The 327-nt window shown below is 64.2% G+C and carries 1 protein-coding gene; it reads left to right on the plus strand.

What is annotated here, in order from left to right; genetic code table 11:
• Positions 1–327 (plus strand): LysR substrate-binding domain-containing protein (locus ACR6JA_RS23180; protein ID WP_494599870.1); only part of this gene is annotated, 327 nt, incomplete at both ends.

Below are 327 nucleotides of genomic sequence, written 5' to 3' on the forward strand. Positions count from 1 at the left end.
CGATTTTCATCACCTGTTCCGCTATCGCCTGATGGCGGTGCTGGCCAATGACCATCCCCTGGCGCAGAAGAAGGTGCTGGAGGTGCAGGATTTCGCCGATGTCACGTTGATCACCTATCCGGTGCCGGACGAATCGCTGGACATCATCCGCCAATTGCTCAAGCCGGCCGGCATCGCGCCCAAGCGTCGCACCACGGAATTGACGGTGGCGATCCTGATGCTGGTGGCGACCAGCCGCGGCATCGCGGTGCTGCCGCGCTGGGCGGTGCAGACCTATCTGCAGCGCCAGTACGTCACGGCGCGCCCGATTACCACGGCCGGGCTGAC

It is taken from the genome of Cedecea sp. B1(4) (assembly GCF_059414925.1).